The following is a 16,089-nucleotide window of genomic DNA, read 5'->3' as shown; positions in this document are numbered from 1 at the left end:
GCCGGAGGGCGTCACCAGCGGTAGTCGAGGAACTTCCCGTCGAACGTCACGACGACGCGGTCGCCGTCGGGGTCCGGTCGCCGTGAGACGTCGACCGTGAAGTTGATGGCGGACATGATGCCGTCGCCGAACTCCTCGTGGATGAGCTCCTTGAGCGCGGGCCCGTAGACGCTCAGCGCCTCGTGGAACCGGTAGATCGTGGGGTCCGTCGCCACGGCGTCGTCGCGGGTGCGGTACGGCTGCAGGCGCAGGCCCTCGGCGACGTCGTCACCGAGTCCCAGCAGCTCGCACGCCGCCGCGGCTTGCTCGGCGCTCATCGGGTGGCGCCCCAGCAGGGCGGCGGTCGTCCAGACCAGCGGCGTGCCCACCTTGTCGGCGATCTCCTGCCAGGTCAGGCCGGCGCGCAGCCGCGCGGTGACGACCTGCTCGGCGACGGCGGCCTTGGTCATGATCGGGTCCATCGGTGCTCCGTTCGGTGGGGTGCAGGTGGAGGCCTGCTGGTTGCTGGGGCCGGGCCGGTCCCTGCCTCAGGCGTGATTTTCCTGTCGCCTGAGTCTGCGGTTCCGCTGCGGGCGAGTACCTCGTTCTCGGCCCTCACCCTCCGCTGCACCTCCGCCTCAGGCGACGGGGGCGGGGGTGCGCTCCTCGGCGGAAGCCTCCACCGGCACCGGCCGACGGCGCTCGGGCCGCGTCTTGTAGTGCGTGAGGTACAGGGGCAGGCCCACGAAGGTCAGCCCGCCCACGAGGTTCCCCAGGACCGTCGGCAGCTCGTTCCACATGAGGTAGTCCATGACCGTGAAGTCGCCCCCGAGCAGCAGGCCCGAGGGGAACAGGAACATGTTCACCACGGAGTGCTCGAAGCCCATGTAGAAGAACAGGAAGACCGGCATCCACATCACGACGGCCTTGCTGATCGTGTCCTTGGACATGAGGAACGCGACGACGCCCGTGGACACCATCCAGTTGCACAGCACTCCCCGCACGAACAGCGTCAACATGCCCGCGGCGCCGTGGTCCGCGTAACCGACGGTGCGGCCCTCGCCGATCACCCCGAGTGCCTGGCCCACCTCGTTGGGCGGCGTGGAGAACCCGTACGTGAAGGTGATCGCCATGAGCACCGCCACGGTGAAGGCGCCGGCGAAGTTGCCGCAGAAGACGAGGCCCCAGTTGCGCCACATACCGCTCCAGGTGGCCCCCGGACGGCGCGCGATGACCGCGAACGGCACCAGCGTGAAGACCCCGGTGAGCAGGTCGAAGCCCATCAGGTACAGCATGATGAAGCCGATCGGGAAGAACGCGGCCCCGAGTAGCGGGTTCCCGGTGTTGGTCGTGATGGTGACGGCCATCGCGGCCGCCAGCGCCAGGATCGCCCCACCCATGAAGGACCGGATGAGGGTGTCCCGGGTGGACATGAACAGCTTCTTCTCGCCGGTGGCGATCATCTGCGAGACGAAGTCCTGCGGTATCACGTACGACATGGCGACCCTTCGGCGGGAGTGACGGCGGTCCGTGCTGCCGCCGATCCTCTCGGCCGCGGGTTGTGGCCACGTTGAGCGCGTGTTCGGGTCGTGTTTCAAGATGCCCGGAAGCGGGCAGCCGCGGGTTTCGTGCACCTCACGGCCCATGGCACCGCGACGTGAGACCGCGCGGCCGCGCGTCGCCGGACGGGTCAGGCGGGGGCGTCCGCTCGGGTCGCCTCGTCCAGGTCGGCGAGCATCGCCTCGGCGTCGGCGACGACCTCGGGCAGGCCGCGCCGCACGCCGTGCAGCAGCCACCGCGCCAGCGCCAGCTCGCCGACGAGCAGCGCCCGGTCGACGAGGCGCGTGTCGTGCAGCTCCGTCCGCCGCAGCTGGTACGCCTCCATGATCGAGTCGACCGCCTCGGGCGGTGCGGCGACGAGGAGCCAGGCGAGGTCGTCGGCGGGGTCGGCCACGCGCGCCTCGGACCAGCCGCTGATCGACGTGACGCGCCCGCGGGTGACGAGCATCTGGTCCGGCGCGAGGTCGCCGTGCACCACGACCGGCTGGAACCGCCACAGCGCGACGTCCTCGAGCGCGGCCTCCCACCGGCGCAGGAGTGTCGGCGGGACCTTGCCGGTCGCGGCGGCGTCGTCGAGCTCGACGAGGCGACGCTCCCGGTACTCGGCCGCCGTGTACGAGGGCAGCCCGCACGACTCGACGACCGACGCCGGCAGCTCGTGCACCGCCGCCAGGGTGCGACCGAGGTCGGCGGACAGCCCGGGCCCGGGCCGCAGGGACTCCAGGTCCAGCGGTGTCCCCGTCACGTGCCGGTGCACGACGGCGCGCCCGCCCTCGGGCAGCAGGGCGAAGCCCTCGACCTGCGGGACCGCGAACGGCAGCACCCCGGCGTCGACGTACAGGCGCAGCGCCTCGAGCAGCTCGATCTCCGCCTCGAGCGCGGCGCCGGCCATCGTGGTCCGCGGGGCGCGCACGAGCCACTCGCGGTCGTCGTCGGCGGTGACGACCGCGACGTCGTAGTCGCCCGGCAGCTCGTCGGGGCGGACCGAGCGGGCGTCGAGGCCCGGGACGGCGGCCGTCGCGAGCGCGGCGAGGGCGAGCGGACTGCGTGGCACCCGACCACCGTAGACGGTCGCGCCCGTCGCGCCGGCACACGTCGGCGCGCGTGTTCGGTCGCGCCCCGGCGTCGTGTGCCTCGCGTGCGGCCGGCGCGTGCCCGGCGTGCGTGGCCGGCGGCGTCGCGACGGGGACCGGCGCGGCCGCGGCGGGAGGTGAACGGCCCCGGCTCCCCAGTACGGTCGTGGCGTGACCGCTCCCGCCTGGCTCCCCGACCTCTCGTACACCCGCGCGACGCACGACCGCGCCGCCGCCCGTCGCGGCGAGCCGGGGCTGGTGCCGCGGCTGCTCGTCGATGACGCGACCCGCGTCGTGCTGGTGCACCGGGGTCGCGTGGCCGTGGACGGCGGCGGCGGGCTGCTGCTGCTCGCGCCCGAGGCCGTGGAAGGGCTCTCGGCCGGCGGCGACGGCGAGGACGTGCACGGCTCCGGGCACCGCTGGCTCTTCCTCGGGGAGCAGGGGCCGCACGAGGACGAGGGCGCGGCCGGGGGTGCGGGCGCGTCGTACCTCGGCCTCGTGCTGCCCGACGCGGCGGACGTCGACGCCGTCGACATCGAGGGGGTCGCCCCCGCGCCGCCGGCCGCGCGGCTCGTGCGCCGCCACGCGTGGGCGGGGCTGCGCGACCTCGGCGGCCGCGCGCTCGACGCCCTCGCCGCGGAGGCCGTCGCGCTGGCGGCGTGGCACGCCGCGCACGAGCGGTGCCCGCGGTGCGGGGAGCCGACGGTCGTGGAACAGGCGGGCTGGGTCCGGCGCTGCGTCGCGCAGGACCTCGAGATCTACCCGCGCACCGACCCCGCGGTGATCATGGCGGTGGTGGACGACGAGGACCGGCTGCTGCTCGGGCACGCGGCGCACTGGCCCGAGGGCCGGTTCTCGACGCTCGCCGGGTACGTCGAGCCGGGGGAGGGCCTGGAGCAGGCGGTCCGCCGCGAGGTCGCCGAGGAGACGTCGGTCGTGGTGGGGGACGGGCCGGGCGATGTGGAGTATCGCGGCAGCCAGCCGTGGCCGTTCCCGGCCTCGCTCATGCTGGGTTTCCGCGCGCGGGCGCGCACGACGGCGGTGCGGGTGGACGGTGTCGAGGTGACCGACGCGAGGTGGTTCACGCGGGCCGAGCTGGCGGACGGCGTCCGCGCGGGGGAGGTCGGGCTCCCGGGCCGGCCGTCGATCGCCCGGGCGCTCGTCGAGGAGTGGTTCGGCGGGGAGCTCGACGCGCCCTGACGACCAGGCGCTACTTCTGCGCCGAGCATGCGGTTGGTCCGGGACTCACGTCGTCGATCCCGGACCAACCGCATGTTCGGCGGGGACGACCGTCAGTTGGCCAGGCGGGCCTTCACGTCGGCCAGCGAGGGGTTGGTCGCCGCGGAGCCGTCGGGGAAGACGAGGGTGGGCACGGTCCGGTTGCCGCCGTTGACCTGCTCGACGAACTCGGCCGTGCCGGGCTGCTCCTCGATGTCGACCACCGTGTACCCGATGCCCTCGGAGTCGAGCTGCGTGCGCAGTCGCCGGCAGTAGCCGCACCACGCGGTCGAGTACATGGTGACGGTGCCCGGGTCGGGGAGACGGGGGGTGACGACGGTCATGCGGGATCCTCCTGGGGACGACGGCGCGAGGGTGTCGGCGCCGGCTGCGACAATCGCAGACGATGTCGACAGCCACCAACTCCTCGGGGAGCACAGCAGGCAACACGGGCACGGCGCCCGTTCATCCCGACGCGATCCTCGGGGCGCTCGACCCCGAGCAGCGCGAGGTGGCCCTCGCGCTCACCGGGCCGGTATGTGTGCTGGCGGGCGCGGGCACGGGCAAGACGCGTGCGATCACGCACCGGATCGCCTACGGCGTGCGCACCGGCACGTACAAGCCGACGTCGGTGCTCGCGGTGACCTTCACGGCGCGCGCCGCGGGCGAGATGCGCACCCGGCTGCGCGACCTGGGCGTCGTCGGCGTCCAGGCCCGCACCTTCCACGCGGCCGCGCTCCGCCAGCTCGGCTACTTCTGGCCCCGCGTCGTGGGCGGCGCGCCGCCGCGCATCCTCGAGCACAAGGCCCCGGCCGTGGCCGAGGCCGCGCGGCGCGTGGGGGCGAGCGTCGACCGGGTGGCCGTGCGGGACCTGTCCAGCGAGGTCGAGTGGGCCAAGGTGTCTCTCGTCACCGCCGAGGACTACGTCCGGGCGGCGCTCGCGGACGACCGGCCGGCGCCGTCGGGCTACGACCACCAGACCGTGGCCCGGCTGATCACCGCGTACGAGGACGTGAAGACCGAGCGCGGCGTCATTGACTTCGAGGACGTGCTCCTCATGCTCGCCGACATGCTCGCCGAGCACCGGCAGGTGGCGGACGAGGTCCGGTCCCAGTACCGGCACTTCGTCGTCGACGAGTACCAGGACGTCTCGCCGCTGCAGCAGTTCCTGCTCGACCAGTGGCTGGGGGGCCGCAAGGAGCTGTGCGTGGTCGGCGACCCGTCGCAGACCATCTACTCGTTCACGGGCGCGACCCCGCACTACCTGCTGGACTTCACGCGCACCAACCCGGGCTCGCAGGTGGTCCGCCTGGTGCGCGACTACAGGTCGACGCCGCAGGTGGTGCACCTCGCGAACGAGGTGCTGCGGCGGGGCCGCGTCGCCGGCGCGCTCGAGCTGCTCGCGCAGCGCCCCGCCGGCCCACCGGTGAGCTTCACGACGTACGACGACGACGAGGCCGAGGCCGCCGGGATCGCGGCGCGTGCGGGCCGGCTGATCGCGTCGGGCACCCGGCCCAGCGAGATCGCCGTGCTGTACCGCACCAACGCGCAGTCGGCCGCCTTCGAGTCGGCGCTCGCCGACGCCGGCATCAGCTACCTGGTGCGCGGCGGCGAGCGGTTCTTCCAGCGCCGGGATGTACGCGACGCGATCGTGCTGCTGCGTGGCGCCGCGCGCTCCGCCGACCCCGACCAGCCCATGCCGGAGCAGGTGCGCGACGTGCTGACCTCCGCAGGGTGGTCCGAGAAGCCGCCGGCGGCCCGGGGGGCCGCCCGGGAGCGGTGGGAGGCGATGCAGGCACTGGTCGCGCTCGCCGACGACGTGGCCGCGACGGGCACGCCCGACGTGCCGGCGACGACCGCGACCCTCGTCGCCGAGCTGGAGGAGCGTGCCTCGGCGCAGCACGCGCCCACGGTCGAGGGCGTGACCCTCGCGTCGCTGCACGCCGCGAAGGGGCTCGAGTGGGACGCCGTCTTCCTCGCGGGCATGAGCGAGGGCCTCATGCCGATCTCGCTCGCGGAGACCGACGACGGGGTGGCCGAGGAGCGTCGGCTGCTGTACGTGGGCGTCACCCGCGCCCGGGAGCACCTGGAGCTGTCGTTCGCGCGGTCGCGTAACCCCGGGGGCCGGGCCTCGCGCAAGCGCACGCGCTTCCTGGACGGCCTGTGGCCGGACGACCCGTCCGGCCGGGGGAGGTCGCGGGCCGCCCGGGGGCAGGCGCGCCAGCGGCTCACCGGGGAGCACGACGTGGCGCTCTTCGACGCCCTGCGCGAGTGGCGGCTGTCGGTCGCGCGCGAGACGGACAAGCCGGCGTACACCGTCCTGGGGGACGCGACGCTCGCGGCCGTCGCCGAGCTGAGGCCCACCTCGGTGGCGCAGCTCGCGCGGATCAACGGCATCGGCCCGGCCAAGATCGACCGCTACGGCGCCGCGATCCTCGCGATCGTGACCGGCGCCGCCGACTGAGGAGATCGTGCTCGCGCGGGGATGCGGCGATGTCGGCGCCGCCCGGGTTCCGGCCGTCCCGGGCGGCGGATCCGCGGCCCTCCGGGACGGTGCGGGCGGGGTCGGCCGGCACGTCGAAAAAACTTCCGAAGAAAGTTCGAAAAAAGAGGTGGCACGCCCCGGGGCAACGTCTATGCTCTACAGAGTCCGCGAAGGAAGCGATGCGCGCCGAGAGGCGGGGCGTCCGAGAGCAGTGAGGAGGTGGGTGCACAGGATGGACACGATGACCACGATCGTGACGGCGAACGCGTCGATCAACGCTGCGCCGGGGTACACGTCTGCCCTCGGTGTCGCGAAGACGGCTCTCGTCCCGTTCCGCGTGCGTAAGTACGCAGGAGCAGGCAACGCCGATCTCCACATCGCACCCGACTCCGCCCCCTGGAGCCATCCGGTCTAGCACCGGGTCCAGGCCGCGGAGTCCCACCGGGACCCGCGGCCTTCGTCTTTCCGCCCAGGGAAGAAGACCTCACCAGGTCGAACGAACCGGCCCTCTGACTCCAGAGGGCCACCCGCAGGTCCTGAACACCGACGTTCACACATACAGGACCTGACGGAGGAACCGTGCGACTCGCACAGCTGTTGGACGAGCGGCTGCTCGACACGATCCCCCAGGGCGGATCCGGCCCCTGGACTCCCCACCAACCCCTCACGCAGAGCCCGGCCGAGGTGGCCGAGCTCGACCGCCAGTTCAGCGCGCTGCTGCCCTGCCGGACCAACGACCCCGAGCTCTGGTTCGCCGAGCACACGGCTCAGGTCGAGCAGGCCAAGGCGCTGTGCCGTTCCTGCCCGCTCCAGGCCGGCTGCCTCGCCGGGGCCCTGGACCGCCAGGAGCCCTGGGGCGTGTGGGGCGGTGAGGTCTTCGTCGACGGCAAGGTCGTGGCCCGCAAGCGCGGTCGCGGCCGGCCCCGGAAGTCGGAGACCGTCGCGGCATGACCGCGGTGCGCACCCCGGTGCGCGCAGCAGCACCACGAGACGCCGAGGTGGAACGCCCCGGCCACCCTCTCAGGACGAGAGTGTGGGCGGGCCTCCACCTCGGCGTCTCGCGTTCATCTCGGGGGAGGTGAGGCCCGGACGGGGCCGAGCTCCCGCGGGACGCGGGTGCACCCGCACCCGGGGTGCGGCGCCACCTGCCGGAGCCGCGGCACGGCCTCGGGCAGCGCGATCTCCAGCACCGCGCCGGACGTCGCCGGCCGCGAGCCGTCGAGGTACGCGAGGACCTGCCCCGCTGCCAGCGCCGCCGCGCACGCGGCGAGTGTCGTCTCCTGCGGTGCGCGCCGGTCGTCCGCGGCGCGCAGCACCCGGGCCATGGCCGGCCAGCGGTCGTCCGCGTCGGCCGCGTGCCGCTCCTCGCACCCGACGCACGCCGAGACGCCGGGCAGCACGAACGGCCCGAGGGCGACGTCGGCCTCGCGCACGACGACCGGCAGGTGCGCGACGCCGGCGCCGAGCAGCCGTTCGTACCGGGCGGGGTCGGCGGCGTGGGCCTCGACGACCACGACGACGTCGGGCGGTGCGGCGTCGTCGAACGCGCCGCTGACACGCACGCCGGGGTGACGGGCACCGAGCCGGTCGGCGAGGCAGCGCTCGCGCGGCCGCCCGACGTCCGCCTGCTCGTAGCCGCCGATGCCGAGGTCGACCACCTGTACCGGGACGCGGTCGTCGAGCACGAGCGTCCCGACGCCCGCAGTGGCCAGGTGCTCCGCGACCGCCGCGCCGATGCGCCCGAGCCCCGCGAGGCCGACGCCGCGACCCGATCGTGCCGCCAGCGTCGCCGCGCCGGAGTCGTCGGGGCGCAGGGCGCCCAGCACGGCCGCGTCGTCCGCGCCGGCGGCCGGCGGGGCCTGCTCGCGGCCACCCGCCGGGACGAGGTGGCCGCAGCGGACGAGGAGGTCCTCGAGCCGCGCGCGGCGGTCGGGGTCCAGCCCGTGCCGGCGTGCGGCCTGGTCCAGGGACCGGTGCCGCCGCACCGAGGCCTCGCACACCCAGCCGACCTCCGCGGGGGACAGCCCGGTCAGGACGACGCTCCACCGCGGGTCGGTGCCGAGCTGCACCTCGCCGCCGCCGCGGTCGGTCACGAGGGTGCCCGCGCGGAGCCGCCACGGGTGCCGAGGCGGCGGGGTCGACGAGGCGGCCCGGACGGGGCCCTCGGAGGCGGTGCGCGGTGCCATGCGCGTCAGCCTGGCACGGGGGCGGAACGTGACCGCGGGCTCGTCCACAGGCCCGGAACGCCTCCTGAGCAGCGCGATCCGGTGTGTTCGACTGCACAAACATGACGAATCCCCGGTACGGTCGTGCCGTGGCCCACGACACCATGGCGTCGGTGGAGGTCCGACGCAGCCGTCGGCGGACCGCCACGGTGAGCGCCTACCGGGACGGCGAGCGCACCGTCGTGGCCATTCCAGCGCGCTTCTCCCGTGCCCAGGAACGTGAGTGGGTGGCGAAGATGCTGGCCCGTCTCGAGGACAAGGAGCGCCGCCGCCGTCCGTCGGACGACGAGCTCGTGGAGCGCGCGCGGGAGCTGTCCGTCAAGTACCTGGACGGTCGCGCCCGCCCCACCAGCGTGTCGTGGTCGCCGCACCAGGGCCGGCGCTGGGGATCGTGCACCCTTGTGGACGGTTCGATCCGGATCTCGACCCGCGTGCAGGGCATGCCGGAGTGGGTGCTCGACTATGTGTTGCTGCACGAGCTCGCGCACCTGCTGCACGCCGGCCACGGTCCGGCGTTCTGGCGCCTGCTGGAGGGCTATCCGCGCACGGAGCGGGCCCGCGGGTTCCTGGAGGGCGTGTCGTTCGTCCAGGACGACGGCGGCGCCACGGCGCCGGACCAGGCGGACGACGGAGCCTGACCGGAGGACAGAGTCTGACGGGACGACGGAGCCTGACCGGTCGAGGACGACGGCGAACCGTCAGGCCTGCGGATCAGCTCGCGGGCCGGGGGCCCTCGTCGCCACCGTCCCCGGGCGTGCCCTCGGCCGCGTCGAAGATCTGCGCGAGGGCCGCGTCGACGTCTGCCTGCTCCTGCGCCTGCTCGGCGCGCCGGGAGTGGTAGCCGGCGGGGTCGTCGAGATCGGCGTCGTCGGGCAGCAGGTCGGGGTGCTCCCAGACGGCGTCGCGGGCCGCGGCGCCGCCCTCGGCGAGGAGGTGCGCGAACAGCGCGGTCGCCTCCCGCGAACGTCGGGGACGCAGCTCGAGCCCGACCAGCGTGGCGAAGGTGTGCTCGGCCGGCCCGCCGGCTGCCCGGCGCCGCCGGATCATCTCGCGCAGCGGATAGGTGTGCGGCAGATGGGGGAGCGCGGCGGTGGCCGCGACCTCGGTGACCCAGCCCTCGACGAGGGCGAGCGCCGTCTCCAGCCGCAGCAGGGTCGCCTCCTGCTCGGGGGTGTGCTGGAGCCCGAACACGCCGCCGGTGAGGGCGCCGCGCAGCGCGTCGGGGTCGCTCATGTCGACGTCGCGCACCTGCTCCTCGAGCATGCCGATGTCGATGGTGATGCCGCGCGCGTACTGCTCGACGAGCCCGTGCAGGTGGGCGGGCAGCCACGGCACGTGGGCGAACAGGCGGGCGTGCGCCGCCTCGCGCAGCGCGAGGAAGTGCCGCACCTCCTCCAGGGGAGCATCGAGGCCGTCCGCGAAGGCGGCGACGTTGGACGGCAGAAGCACGGTCGCGGGCCCGGCCAGCAACGGCACGCCGACGTCCGTCGCGCCGAAGACCTCGCGGGAGAGGGTGCCGGCCGCCTGCCCCACCTGCATGCCGAAGACGGCGGACCCGAGCCGGCGCATCATCTCCGCGGGCTCGAGGCCGCCGCCGAGCGCGCCCATCGGGATGCCGGGCAGCTCCGGCATGGCGCTCGAGAGGTCCTCGGGGAGCTGGTCGCGCAGCACGGTCGCGAGCGCGTCGGCGACGGAGGTGGCGACGGGCGCCACGAGCCCGTGCCACGCGGGCAGGGTCGCCTCGACCCACTCGGACCGGCTCCAGGCGTGCTTCGGTCCGCCCGACGGGGGAAGGTCCGTCACGGCGTCGAGCCACAGCTCGGCCACGCCGAGCGCGTCCGTCGCGGCCTTCGCCTGTCCGCCGGTGAGGGACGGGTCGCCCTCGGCGACCGCGACCTGGCGGGCGACGTCGTGCGCGACGTCGGTGTTCACCGGGCCGTCGCCGGACGTCGAGAGCAGTCGCTGGACCTGCGCGAGCACCTGCTGCATGACGGCCGGGTCCGGCGCCCCGGCGCCGGGGACGCCCGCGAGCGCGGCCGGGTCGATCCCCTGGGCGCGCATCTGCGCCAGCACCTCGTCGGTGCGGTCGCCGAAGAAACCCTCGAGCATCGAGCGCAGCATGCGCTCCCGCTCCTCGGCGCCCTCGGGGTCGTCGGGCAGGTTGCTCATGCGGGCTCCTCGGCTGGCGGGCGGTACGGCGGACGCGGCCCGTTCACCGTAACCATCCCCGACGTCCGACGGCGTGGCCCGGTTCCCCCAGTTCGCTCTGGGCGCAGGAACCCCCGACCGCACGGCGGGCTGCCGGTCGGGTCGGGGATGATGGGGCGGTGACCTTCGACCGCGACATCCTCGCGCCCGACGACGCCCCCACGCCCGACGCGGACCCCGCGCCGGCGGCGCCGGTCTCGCGGCGCAGCGTGACCCTCGGGATCTCGCTGCTCACCACGGCCCTGCTCGCCGCCGTCCTGCTGGTGCTGCCCACGCCCTACGCGATCCGCGCCCCGGGGCCGACCGAGGACACGCTCGGGGTCGAGGGGCAGTCCGGGACCCAGGCCGACGGCGCGGCCGGTGCCGAGGCGGGTCAGAGCGCCACCGCCCTGCCGCTGGTCGAGGTCGAGGGGGCGTCCACCTTCGACGTCTCCGGCGAGCTGCGGCTCACCACCGTCTCGGTCTACGGCGGTCCGGGCAGCGACGTGCTGCCGGGCGACGTGCTGTGGGGCTGGGCCTCCGACGAGCGTTCGGTGCAGCCGGTCGAGTCCATCTTCCCGGAGCAGACCAGCCAGGAGGAGCAGCAGCAGGTCAGCGAGGCGCAGATGGCGAGCTCGGAGGAGAGCGCCACGGTCGCGGCGCTCACGGAGCTCGGCTACGAGGTCCCGGCCACCCTGACGATCGTCGGCGCGGCCGAGGGCTCGGGCGCCGAGGGGGTGGTCGAGGCGGGCGACGTCGTCGTCAGCCTCGACGGCGAGCCCGTGACGACCCATCAGGACCTCCTCGCGGGCCTGGACGCGGTGACCCCGGGCGACGACGTCGAGCTCGGCGTCGAGCGGGACGGCGAACGGGTCGACCTCACCGTGACGACCGGCGAGGGTGACGGCCGCGCGGCCCTGGGCGTGTTCCTCGACCCGTCGTACGAGTTCCCGGTGGACGTGACCATCCGGCCGGGCGACATCGGCGGGCCGAGCGCCGGGACGATGTTCGCGCTCGCGATCATCACCAAGATGACCGAGGAGGACGAGCTCGACGGGGCGGTCGTCGCGGGCACCGGGACGATGAGCGTCGACGGGAAGGTCGGCGCGATCGGCGGCATCGAGCAGAAGCTCTTCGGGGCGACGCGCGACGGCGCCGACTGGTTTCTCGCTCCCGAGAGCAACTGTGACCAGGTCGTCGGGCACGTCCCCGAGGGGCTCCGGGTCGTGAAGGTCGCGACGCTCGCCGACGCGCGGTCCGCGATCGAGGCGATCGGCGCCGGCGACGCGGCGGGGCTGCCGACCTGCTCCTGAGCGGGGCGCGGGGCCGCCCCGGCGAAGGCGGTGCCTGACCTCGGTCGACGTGTGGACACCTCGTGGAGGGACGGTTCCCCGCGCGCGGACGAACCGTGGGAACCTGGGGAGCAGCAGGGACGTTCACCAAGGACGTCCGTCAGCCCCGCGCACGAATGAGGTGCCCGCACAGTGTCCTTCGCCGCTCCGCCACGCCGAGGTCCCGGTGGACCCCCGGTCAAGCGTCGCCGCAGCCCGCTCGCGATCACCCTCACGGTGCTCGCCGCGCTCGTCGTCGCGTTGCTGCTCCTCGCCCAGTTCTGGACCGAGGTGATGTGGTTCGACGCGCTCGGGTTCGCGAACGTCGTCTGGACGCAGTGGGGCGCTCGCGCGGTCCTGTTCGTCCTGGGCTTCCTGATCATGGGCGCGGCGGTGTTCTCGTCGTTCGCCGTCGCGTACCGCGTGCGACCGGTGTACGCGCCCTCGACGCCGGAGCAGGCCACCCTCGACCAGTACCGGGAGGCCATCGAGCCGCTGCGCAAGGTCGTGACGATCGCGGCCCCCGTCCTCGTCGCGTTCTTCGCGGGCGTCGCGGCCTCCGCGCAGTGGCGCACGGTGCTGCTCGCCTTCAACGGGTCGTCGTTCGGTCAGACCGACCCGCAGTTCGACATCGACCTGGGCTTCTACGTGTTCACGCTGCCGGCGCTGCGGTTCGTCGTCAGCTTCCTCATGGCGGTCGTCGTGATCTCCGGCATCGCGGCCCTGGTGACTCACTACCTCTACGGCGGGCTGCGCCTGGGGCCGGTCCCGCAGGGCGGCACGCGCACGACGCCGGCCGCGCGGGTGCACCTCGCGGTGCTGGCCGCCGTCCTCATGCTGCTCATCGCCGCGAACTACTGGCTGGACCGGTACTCGCTGCTCACCGCGGCCAACGACAAGTACGACGGCGCGTCGTACTCCGACGTGCACGCCGTCATCCCGTCGAAGGAGATCCTCACCGCCGTCGCCGTGCTCGTGGCGGTCCTCTTCGTCGTCGCGGCCGTGCGGGGCACGTGGCGGCTGCCGGCGATCGGCGTCGGGCTCATGGTCGTGTCCGCGATCGCGATCGGCGGCATCTACCCCGCCGTCGTGCAGCGCTTCCAGGTGAACCCGAACGCCCGGGAGCTCGAGGCCGAGTACATCCAGCGGAACATCGACGCGACGCTCGACGCGTACGACATCGAGGACGTCGAGACCCAGCCGTACGACGCGACGACGGAGGCCGAGCCGGGCGCCCTGCGCGACGACGCCGAGACCACCGCGTCCGTGCGCCTGCTCGACCCGCAGGTGGTCAGCCCGTCGTTCCGTCAGCTCCAGCAGAACAAGCAGTACTACGACTTCCAGAACTACCTCGCGGTGGACCGGTACGACATCGACGGAGAGTCGCGCGACACCGTGATCGCGGTGCGCGAGCTCAACCTCGGCGGACTGGGCGAGAGCCAGCGCAACTGGGTCAACGACCACACGGTGTACACCCACGGGTACGGCGTGGTCGCGGCCTACGGCAACCAGCCCGGCCCGGACGGGCAGCCGGCGTTCTACGAGGGCGGCATCCCCACGCAGGGCGCGCTGACGGACAAGGGCTACGAGCCGCGCATCTACTTCAGCCCGAAGACCACCGAGTACTCGATCGTCGGCGCCCCCGAAGGCGCCGAGCCGCAGGAGCTGGACTACCAGGCGGACGAGGCGGAGGACGGCGGCCAGGTCAACACGACCTTCCCCACCGACGAGATCGCCGCCGGGCCTGACATCGGCACGTTCGGCGCCAAGCTGCTGTACGCGCTGAAGTTCGGCTCCGAGCAGATCCTGTTCTCCGACCTCGTCAACGAGGAGTCGCAGATCCTGTACGACCGCGACCCGCAGACGCGCGTGCAGAAGGTCGCGCCGTGGCTCACCGTGGACAACCGTACGTACCCCGCGGTGGTGGACGGCCGGGTCAAGTGGATCGTGGACGCGTACACGACGTCTGAGGCCTACCCGTACTCGTCGTCGATGCCGATGCAGGAGGCGACCACGGACTCGCTCACGCAGGCCGCGGCGGGCGTGCCCGTCGCGACGCCGCCGGAGGTCAACTACATCCGCAACTCGGTGAAGGCGACCGTCGACGCGTACGACGGCACCGTCACGCTGTACGCGTGGGAGCCGGACGACCCGATGCTGCAGGCGTGGTCGAGCATCTTCCCGACGTCGGTGAAGCCGATGTCGGAGATGTCCGGGGACCTGATGAGCCACGTGCGGTACCCCGAGGACATGTTCAAGGTCCAGCGCGCCCTGCTCACCCAGTACCACGTCGAGGACGCCGGCCAGTTCTTCTCCGGCCAGGACTTCTGGGCGAACCCGGAGGACCCGACGATCGGCGGCGAGAGCCCCAAGCCCCTGCAGCCGCCGTACTACATGACGCTGCAGATGCCGGGCACGGAGAGCTCGTCGTTCTCGCTGACGAGCACCTTCATCCCGGGCGGCAACACGGACCGAGAGATCCTCACGGGCTATCTCGCGGCCGACGGGGACGCCGGGTCGACGCCGGGGGAGAAGGCCGAGGACTACGGGAAGCTGAAGCTGCTCGAGCTACCCCGCGACTCGACGGTGCCCGGGCCCGGCCAGGTGCAGAACAACTTCGACTCGAACCCGACGATCTCGGAGCAGCTGAACATCCTCGAGCGCGGCTCGTCGAGCGTCGTGCGAGGCAACCAGCTCACGTTGCCCGTGGGCGGGGGCCTGCTGTACGTGCAGCCGGTGTACATCCAGTCGTCGGAGGGCACACCGTTCCCGCTGCTGCGCCGCGTGCTCGTGGCGTTCGGCGACCAGACGGGCTATGCCGAGACGCTGGACGAGGCGCTCGACCAGGTGTTCGGGGGCGACTCCGGCGCCAACGCCGGCGACGCCAGCGGCGAGGTGGACACGGAGGTGCCCACGGCGCCGGTCGACGGCGAGGAGCCCGTGACGCCCGAGGAGCCGGAGCCCACCGGGACCGCGGAGCCCACGACCGAGCCGGAGCCCACCGGGACACCGGCGGACGCCCAGGCGCGTCTGGACGCCGCCCTGCAGGAGGCCAACCAGGCCATGCAGGACGCGGACGCCGCCCTCGCCGAGAGCGACTTCGCCGCCTACGGCGAGGCGCAGGACCGGCTCCAGCAGGCGATCGAGGACGCGATCGCGGCCGAGGGCGAGCTGGGCGGCAACTGACCGGTCACCCGGCGGAGGTCCGAGCGCCCCGAGGGCCGTCATCCACGAGGATGGCGGCCCTCGGGCCTTCCCGGGGACGCGAGCCGTCGGCGGGTGTGACCTGCGTCCCATCTGCCCGGATTGATTTGTCTCGCCAGGATGGATGCCGTAATGTTCAGGGAGTCGACGCGGGGTGGAGCAGCTCGGTAGCTCGCTGGGCTCATAACCCAGAGGTCGCAGGTTCAAATCCTGCCCCCGCTACCACGGAAGGGCCCCTGACCAGGCGAAAGCCAAGGTCAGGGGCCCTTTGCCTTGCCCGCTCCCGAGCCGAGCACGCACGAGGTAGCACAACGGCCGAAGCCGCCGACGTGTGTGCACCGCCCCGTGCACACCATCGCCGCGACGAGACCCCGTTACCTTCTGCGCTCCCGGCGTGAAGGTGGTCGCGTTCAGTCCCGTGATCACGCACCCACGCGTCAGCGCCGGGGCCGCTGCTGGGCGACGGGCGCGGATGCTGGTCCGTCGACGAGAGGCCCGGAGGGCTGGCGGTGGGCAACAAGATCGAGGAGTCGATCAACGAGCCGTGCGGCTTCCGTCTCGGTCAGTGGTTCGGCGAACAGCGCGTAGAAGTACAAGGGCGCGAGGACGAGCTCGAGGAGCTCCGTGAGCGTCGGCACGGGTTCACCGCGGCGCTCCGACTGGTCGAGCATCGCCTGGAGCTGGCGCCCCCGTTCGGTGAACGCCGGCGACGCCTCACGCGGCTGACCCGGACGGATCTCCATGACGATGGCCCGGAGGATCAGCGGGACGTGCCCATCTCGCAACGACGCAGCGACCGCCGCGGCGTGGACGTGGAGGTCGTCGCG

14 protein-coding genes and 1 tRNA gene are annotated in these 16,089 nt (G+C 73.4%); 8 read left to right on the top strand and 7 right to left on the bottom strand.

Annotation, left to right across the window (positions count from 1 at the left end; genetic code table 11):
* Positions 1 to 11: 11 nt before the first annotated feature.
* From cynS to ABD254_RS03595, 3 genes are all read right to left on the bottom strand, one after another.
* Entirely contained in the window at positions 12 to 461 is a 450-nt protein-coding gene (cynS, locus tag ABD254_RS03605) for a cyanase (RefSeq protein WP_344245744.1), read from the bottom strand.
* A 156-nt stretch (positions 462 to 617) separates the two neighbouring features.
* Positions 618 to 1,478: a formate/nitrite transporter family protein gene (locus ABD254_RS03600; protein WP_344245742.1), complete on the bottom strand. Its 861-nt coding sequence runs from the start codon at positions 1,476 to 1,478 to the stop codon at positions 618 to 620.
* A 191-nt stretch (positions 1,479 to 1,669) separates the two neighbouring features.
* Entirely contained in the window at positions 1,670 to 2,593 is a 924-nt protein-coding gene (locus tag ABD254_RS03595; RefSeq protein ID WP_344245740.1) for a macrolide 2'-phosphotransferase, read from the bottom strand.
* A 190-nt stretch (positions 2,594 to 2,783) separates the two neighbouring features.
* On the opposite strand from ABD254_RS03595, the gene nudC reads away from it, so the two are divergent.
* Positions 2,784 to 3,812, top strand: coding sequence for an NAD(+) diphosphatase (gene nudC, locus ABD254_RS03590; RefSeq protein WP_344245738.1), 1,029 nt, complete (start codon positions 2,784 to 2,786; stop codon positions 3,810 to 3,812).
* A 92-nt stretch (positions 3,813 to 3,904) separates the two neighbouring features.
* Here the strand turns inward: nudC and ABD254_RS03585 are convergent, their stop codons facing one another.
* The gene (locus tag ABD254_RS03585; protein ID WP_344245736.1) at positions 3,905 to 4,174 is read right to left on the bottom strand and encodes a mycoredoxin; all 270 of its coding nucleotides are present in this window, start codon (positions 4,172 to 4,174) and stop codon (positions 3,905 to 3,907) included.
* Positions 4,175 to 4,236: 62 nt separating this feature from the next.
* Between ABD254_RS03585 and ABD254_RS03580 the strand changes: the two genes are divergently transcribed.
* From ABD254_RS03580 to ABD254_RS03570, 3 genes are all read left to right on the top strand, one after another.
* Entirely contained in the window at positions 4,237 to 6,294 is a 2,058-nt protein-coding gene (locus ABD254_RS03580) for an ATP-dependent helicase (protein WP_344245734.1), read from the top strand.
* A 262-nt stretch (positions 6,295 to 6,556) separates the two neighbouring features.
* The gene (locus ABD254_RS03575) at positions 6,557 to 6,730 is read left to right on the top strand and encodes a hypothetical protein (protein ID WP_344245732.1); all 174 of its coding nucleotides are present in this window, start codon (positions 6,557 to 6,559) and stop codon (positions 6,728 to 6,730) included.
* A 164-nt stretch (positions 6,731 to 6,894) separates the two neighbouring features.
* On the top strand, positions 6,895 to 7,266 hold the full coding sequence (locus ABD254_RS03570) for a WhiB family transcriptional regulator (RefSeq protein WP_344245730.1): 372 nt from the start codon (positions 6,895 to 6,897) through the stop codon (positions 7,264 to 7,266).
* 113 nt (positions 7,267 to 7,379) lie between these two features.
* On the opposite strand, the gene ABD254_RS03565 is transcribed toward ABD254_RS03570, so the two are convergent.
* Complete coding sequence (locus ABD254_RS03565; RefSeq protein WP_344245728.1) at positions 7,380 to 8,501, bottom strand: ThiF family adenylyltransferase; 1,122 nt, start codon at positions 8,499 to 8,501, stop codon at positions 7,380 to 7,382.
* 101 nt (positions 8,502 to 8,602) lie between these two features.
* Here ABD254_RS03565 and ABD254_RS03560 point away from each other — a divergent pair, with 101 nt between their 5' ends.
* A complete protein-coding gene (locus ABD254_RS03560) occupies positions 8,603 to 9,178 on the top strand; it encodes a SprT-like domain-containing protein (protein ID WP_344245726.1) in 576 nt (191 codons plus the stop codon).
* A 73-nt stretch (positions 9,179 to 9,251) separates the two neighbouring features.
* Here ABD254_RS03560 and ABD254_RS03555 read toward each other — a convergent pair whose 3' ends face one another.
* On the bottom strand, positions 9,252 to 10,709 hold the full coding sequence (locus ABD254_RS03555) for a zinc-dependent metalloprotease (RefSeq protein ID WP_344245724.1): 1,458 nt from the start codon (positions 10,707 to 10,709) through the stop codon (positions 9,252 to 9,254).
* Between the two features lie 158 nt (positions 10,710 to 10,867).
* Between ABD254_RS03555 and ABD254_RS03550 the strand changes: the two genes are divergently transcribed.
* The 3 genes from ABD254_RS03550 to ABD254_RS03540 all read left to right on the top strand — a co-directional run bounded on the left by ABD254_RS03550 (position 10,868) and on the right by ABD254_RS03540 (position 15,487).
* The gene (locus ABD254_RS03550) at positions 10,868 to 12,040 is read left to right on the top strand and encodes a YlbL family protein (protein ID WP_344245722.1); all 1,173 of its coding nucleotides are present in this window, start codon (positions 10,868 to 10,870) and stop codon (positions 12,038 to 12,040) included.
* Between the two features lie 171 nt (positions 12,041 to 12,211).
* Positions 12,212 to 15,244, top strand: coding sequence for a UPF0182 family membrane protein (locus ABD254_RS03545; protein WP_344245720.1), 3,033 nt, complete (start codon positions 12,212 to 12,214; stop codon positions 15,242 to 15,244).
* Between the two features lie 166 nt (positions 15,245 to 15,410).
* A tRNA-Met gene (locus tag ABD254_RS03540) sits at positions 15,411 to 15,487 on the top strand.
* Positions 15,488 to 15,699: 212 nt separating this feature from the next.
* On the opposite strand, the gene ABD254_RS03535 is transcribed toward ABD254_RS03540, so the two are convergent.
* Positions 15,700 to 16,089 (bottom strand): TetR/AcrR family transcriptional regulator C-terminal ligand-binding domain-containing protein (locus tag ABD254_RS03535; protein WP_344245718.1); only part of this gene is annotated, 390 nt, incomplete at its 5' end.

The sequence above is a fragment of the Isoptericola hypogeus genome (assembly GCF_039531145.1).
Lineage (GTDB): Bacteria > Actinomycetota > Actinomycetes > Actinomycetales > Cellulomonadaceae > Isoptericola > Isoptericola hypogeus.
The sequence above is the reverse complement of the archived record's forward strand: the minus strand, read 5'-3'. Positions and strand labels throughout refer to the sequence as shown.

Bases quoted from the DNA above. Each gene is read 5' to 3' on its own strand.
- cynS (WP_344245744.1), bottom strand. From the start codon at position 461: ATGGACCCGATCATGACCAAGGCCGCCGTCGCCGAGCAGGTCGTCACC.
- ABD254_RS03600 (WP_344245742.1), bottom strand. From the start codon at position 1,478: ATGTCGTACGTGATACCGCAGGACTTCGTCTCGCAGATGATCGCCACC.
- ABD254_RS03585 (WP_344245736.1), bottom strand. From the start codon at position 4,174: ATGACCGTCGTCACCCCCCGTCTCCCCGACCCGGGCACCGTCACCATG.
- ABD254_RS03580 (WP_344245734.1), top strand. From the start codon at position 4,237: ATGTCGACAGCCACCAACTCCTCGGGGAGCACAGCAGGCAACACGGGC.
- ABD254_RS03575 (WP_344245732.1), top strand. From the start codon at position 6,557: ATGACCACGATCGTGACGGCGAACGCGTCGATCAACGCTGCGCCGGGG.
- ABD254_RS03565 (WP_344245728.1), bottom strand. From the start codon at position 8,501: ATGGCACCGCGCACCGCCTCCGAGGGCCCCGTCCGGGCCGCCTCGTCG.
- ABD254_RS03560 (WP_344245726.1), top strand. From the start codon at position 8,603: ATGACGAATCCCCGGTACGGTCGTGCCGTGGCCCACGACACCATGGCG.
- ABD254_RS03555 (WP_344245724.1), bottom strand. From the start codon at position 10,709: ATGAGCAACCTGCCCGACGACCCCGAGGGCGCCGAGGAGCGGGAGCGC.